Here is a 1,798-nt window from a genome sequence, read left to right as displayed (position 1 = left end):
AGCGAAGCATTCCTGTGGGGAAGTAATTTGAGAATTGAACAAAAAAGTGTCCTCTTGGTATAGTACAGGGTGTCAATGCGCGTTGACCCCGAATTTAACCAAGGAGGACTCGAAATGAATTATAATCAAAATCAAAAATTAACGCAAATCACACCATCTACCTTAATTGTTGGGATTGACATTGCCAAAGAAAAACATGTTGCACGTGCTCAGGATGATCGCGGGTATGAATTTGGTAAACGATTGATCTTTGAGAACCGAATACATGGCTTTCAACAGTTACTAGAATGGGTTTCTAAACTTCAACAAGAAAACAACAAATCCCATGTCATTTTTGGAGCTGAACCAACAGGACATTATTGGCTGAGCTTGGCTTACTATCTTATTGCCAAAGATTATGATTTTGTGGTGGTCAACCCCATGCATGTGAAAAAATCTAAAGAACTGGATGATAACTCACCAACGAAAAATGATACAAAAGATGCGCGTGTTATTGCACAACTGGTAAAGGATGGACGATACTCTGTACCCAATCTTCTTGAAGGCATTTATGCTGAATTAAGAGAAGCAATCAAATTAAGAGACCAACTCACCAAACAGCTAGTCGTTATCGAAGGACGCATACAAAACAATATTCAACGATACTTTCCGGAGTTTAACGATGTATTTAAAGAGTGGGATGGAAAAACAGCGTTGTGTACACTTCGTGCTTTTCCATTTCCTTCTGATATTCGTGACATGTCACCTGAAGACATACTAGCACAATGGAAAACGGTCGTAAAAAGTGGGATTGGAATCAACCGTGCAATCAAGCTGGTTGAAAAGGCAAAAAATAGTATCGGAATTACAATCGGTCTGCGCTTTGCCAGGAAAGAGTTACACAGCCTTCTGGATCAATATGATTTATATTGTAAGCATTTAGAAGAATTAGACGAAGAAATTGAAGAGCTCATGGCTGATATCCCCGGAGCCAAAGAAATGATGGCTATTAAAGGGCTTGGAGCAACGACAGTTGCCACCTTTTTCTCAGAAGTTGGGGCTGTCTCAAATTACAATCATCCTAAACAGCTTGAGAATATGGCGGGGTTATCGTTACAAGAACATAGTTCTGGAAAGTTTAAAGGGCAAACCAAAATAACCAAACGCGGTCGAAAGAAACTGCGAAAAGTCTTATATCTGGCGGTCCGGTCACTAGTGGCGAATAATTCAACGTTTATGGCTCTACACAAGTATTATAAAACTCGTCCAAATCGACCGTTGAAGGGCCAACAATCCATGATTGCATTGTGCGGAAAATTATTACGTGTACTTTTTGTCATAGGTAATAAACAGTGTGAGTTTGATGGAAGCAAGATACTGAAAGGGATATCTCAAAACAACGTACTACAGGCTGCTTAACAGCTGTAAAAAATTTATTGGAATGCATTTTTGATTTCTGGAATCGACAAACACCAACAATGCAGAGTCGGAGCGTATTTTTTCCATTCGGGCATATGACCCAGCAGCGAAGCTTTTCCGACCTCCACCTTGTGGATACGCAGGACGAAGGAATGTATGGATGAAATCCCGAGAGACATGGGAGGGTGAGCGACCATAAGTGGTGTGGAGAACGAAAGCATGGTCATTACTTTTTTAACCAAATATCTCCAATTTGGTCGTTAGGATGGATAACACAGTGTTAGAATATTCTGTTTTATAGCACTTGAATCCTCACCCCTGCAACATTCTTAAATAAGTGGATAAGAAATCCTAAGAAATCAGGAGCATTTTAAAGATATACTGGCTTTACAGAGGGAGG

1 protein-coding gene is annotated in these 1,798 nt (G+C 40.0%); it reads left to right on the top strand.

All coding sequences use genetic code 11. The features are described 5' to 3' along the window. The first annotated feature begins 114 nt into the window (after nt 1–114). The gene (locus tag FCL54_RS23520; RefSeq protein ID WP_138129712.1) at nt 115–1,398 is read left to right on the top strand and encodes an IS110 family RNA-guided transposase; all 1,284 of its coding nucleotides are present in this window, start codon (nt 115–117) and stop codon (nt 1,396–1,398) included. The last annotated feature ends 400 nt before the right edge of the window (nt 1,399–1,798 follow it).

Origin of the sequence: Exobacillus caeni, assembly GCF_005747095.1 — a bacterium.
GTDB classification, from domain to species: domain Bacteria; phylum Bacillota; class Bacilli; order Bacillales; family Guptibacillaceae; genus Exobacillus; species Exobacillus caeni.
Note: the sequence above shows the minus strand (reverse complement) of the source record. Positions and strands in the feature narration are given on the sequence as shown.